The sequence below is a fragment of the Thioclava dalianensis genome (assembly GCF_000715505.1).
GTDB classification, from domain to species: Bacteria; Pseudomonadota; Alphaproteobacteria; order Rhodobacterales; family Rhodobacteraceae; genus Thioclava; species Thioclava dalianensis.
The window spans coordinates 1-2776 of sequence record NZ_JHEH01000082.1; the positions used below are offsets into that span (position 1 = coordinate 1).

The window sequence follows — 2776 nt, forward strand, 5'->3', positions numbered from 1 at the left end:
GCTCACCACATAGGAGGCCACAAATGGCGACTTACCGGCTCGGATCTTCCTCGGCGGTTCATACCCCCGGCATCATCGCATGGGCGATCAACGGTTACAGCTTTGTGCAGGACCAGCCGAGGCTTCTCGACGTGATTTCCAGCACCTTCCCGACCGTCCCGCGCGAGGCAATCCACGAGCTTCTGAGCAAGGAAGTTCCCTACAAGATCGACGGCGAAACCGTGGTCTTTTCGGTGGAGGGCTGAGGCAATGACGAGCCACAATCAGATGCTTGCGCATCCCCACCTGACCTTTTCGCAAACGGATGACGGGACCATCGAGGCTCGCTTCGACATGCAAGGCTGGGGGGGTGATGTTGTTTCCCGCTACTGGCGGCAGGACGCACCGGGCCGCGATGCGTGGACCTACGATCTGGCGAGGATCAACGGCAAGGGGGGGCGCTATACCCACCCGACCGAACACGGGTGCCGGCTGATGATCGTCCAACACCTGATCGACGCCGGTTTGATCGGGCCGAGTGAGGACAATTCGCATTTGGATGCGCGCAACGCCGAGATCGCGGCGCGGGCGCAGGCCGCGCGGGACAACTTCACGGGGCGGCCTCGGTTGGGCGATTTCGTGATCATGCCGAGCGGTAAGGTCGAGCGCTGCTGCGCGGCATGGGATGACGGGATGCAGACCACCGAGGGCGGGAGCTGGCATGTTTCCACGAGCGGCACTTGCAGCTTTTCCGGGGGGCTCAACGCTTCGCAGCTTTGGGAGTCCTTCAAGCCCACGGAGGAGACTCGGCTGGGGCGCTTCTGGTTCTTCTCGCACGGCCAACCTGGCGCGGGTCGGGGCGTCGACGTGTTCCTGCCTTGCCGCGTCTATCGGCTCGAACCGCCGAGCATGACGGAGGCGGAAGCGCGGGCGCACCCGGTTGCCCGTCGCTGCGCCGACTTCTGGGGCGAAAACTCGCGCGACCACCTGAGAAAGATTGCGCGGTTGATGGAAGGGCGGACCTGATGGGTGCGGCGTGTTCCTTTCGCGTGCGGATCGAGGTTTCGGCCGGGCGTGACCCGGCCGAGCCGGGCGCGCTCTGGCTGCGCGGCCTCGCGACCCTCTCGGATTGCCAGCGCGCCTATGTCGAGGCGCGCGGGCAGGCCGACCTCGGGGCTTCTCAGTTTGGCACGGGAGAAGTGTTTGATCGGTTCGGCCAACACGTCGCCTCGATCAGCTATAACGGGCGGCTCTGGCCCCCCGTGCCCTGGCACTCGGGCCTTGTTCCCTTGGCGGAGGCACCGCCGCCATAACGTCCAGTGGCCGGTCATGCTTGGCTTGAGTGGTCGAGATCGCTATATTGTTCACCAGAAACAGGAGCTTTTCGCCATGAACATTCAGGCCCGCGCGACTTTGCCCCTCGCAGAACAGAACCGGCGCCGCGAGGCGGTTGACCGGGCGTTCTGGCACAATCGTATGGAAGGCTTGGGTAAGCCCGGCGCCGAAGAGACCGCGCTGGCCGAATTGTGGATCACCGGCGAGATCACCCGCGAGGAATACCAGAAACGGGTCCGCGACTATGTGATGGCCGAGATCAACAAGCGTGGACACTGACCCTTTCCTTCAAGAAGACGGTGAGACAATGAAAAATCTGGTCGGGGTCGAGAACGACCCCGACCAGTTGCGTTTGGCGGAACGTGCTCTAACCGGGGCGCGCTTCTCCGATGTGCATGAGGTTGTTTCGGGTGCCTTCGATGAGCGGCACCTGCGCGACCTTCATCACCATATCTTTCAGGATGTTTACGAGTGGGCCGGCACCATGCGGTCCGACACGATCACGCTGGAAGGGGAGGAGATCCGCGTCCCCGATGTTACGGGTGATTTCGGTAAAGCCGACAGCTCTTTCATGTCTTCTGCCTATGTCGATCGCGGCCTTGCGCATGTCGCGGAGCTGGCAAATTCGGAGGGGGCGCTTTCCTCAGATCGAGAGGTCTTCGCGGAGGCCGCCACCGAGGTCCTGAGCAACCTAAATTATGTCCATCCGTTTCGGGAAGGGAATGGCCGGACGCAGCGCGCGTTCATGGAACAGCTCGCCGAGCGGGCAGGCCACAACCTGAATTTTAGTGGTGTCACTGGCGAGCGTAATGACGCCGCCAGTGTCGCGGCGCATGGTGGAGACAACGAACAGCTTCACAGGATCATTTCCGAAAGTCTCGATCCCGAGCGTGTTGCGTTGCGGCGCGAGGCGATCGCGGGGCTGGAACAGTCGGGCGTCGAGGCCGATAGCTTCTGGGTCGAGACCCCGGAACCCGGTGATCGGGTTCAGGGCACCTATCTCGATCACAAGGGCAGCCACGTCACGATCGTGACCGAAGAGAACCACATCATCGCCCTGCCGCCCGAGGCGCTGGACGGGAGTGTCCAGCGCGGAGACCAAGTTGATTTTCGCTATGGACGTGCCAGCGCGGCTGAGGATCTTTCGCATGGCGATCCCGGTGGTCTGTCCGGCGGTTCGGGAGAAGCCGCGTCAGGCGGGCCGCTTGACGCGCAGAGCAGGGCACTGATCGAGTCATTCCGAGACGCCTGGGAAGAAGTGCAGGCCGTCGAGGATCAGGGTGAACGCGCTGAGTTGGAGGCGCGCATTTTCGAGGAAATCGGAAAGTTGCCGGATGACTTGCATGAGCAGGTGGCAGCCGCAATGTTGCCCGACCGCTCGGCAGGTTCGGATGATGACTACGGCCTTTGATGCTATTGGCGCCTCCCGTTTTTGACGGGATCGCGCTCTAGTCGGTCGCCG

Annotated in this window: 5 protein-coding genes; all 5 read left to right on the forward strand. The window is 62.8% G+C overall.

All coding sequences use genetic code 11. The annotated features are described in order from the left end of the window. Positions 1-23 precede the first annotated feature (23 nt). The 5 genes from DL1_RS20545 (at position 24) to DL1_RS20565 (ending at position 2725) form a co-directional block, all read left to right on the forward strand. Positions 24-245 (forward strand): hypothetical protein, encoded by a 222-nt coding sequence (locus DL1_RS20545; protein ID WP_038070234.1) that lies wholly within the window; start codon positions 24-26, stop codon positions 243-245. Positions 246-249: 4 nt separating this feature from the next. Beyond that, on the forward strand, positions 250-1005 hold the full coding sequence (locus tag DL1_RS20550; protein ID WP_038070237.1) for a hypothetical protein: 756 nt from the start codon (positions 250-252) through the stop codon (positions 1003-1005). Next, a complete protein-coding gene (locus DL1_RS20555) occupies positions 1005-1292 on the forward strand; it encodes a hypothetical protein (protein WP_051693733.1) in 288 nt (95 codons plus the stop codon). Before DL1_RS20550 ends, DL1_RS20555 begins: the two co-directional genes overlap by 1 nt. 76 nt (positions 1293-1368) lie before the next feature. Further along, positions 1369-1593: an antitoxin VbhA family protein gene (locus DL1_RS20560; protein ID WP_038070239.1), complete on the forward strand. Its 225-nt coding sequence runs from the start codon at positions 1369-1371 to the stop codon at positions 1591-1593. Between the two features lie 28 nt (positions 1594-1621). Next, positions 1622-2725, forward strand: a complete 1104-nt coding sequence (locus tag DL1_RS20565; protein ID WP_038070240.1) for a Fic/DOC family protein — start codon at positions 1622-1624, stop codon at positions 2723-2725. Positions 2726-2776: the final 51 nt, after the last annotated feature.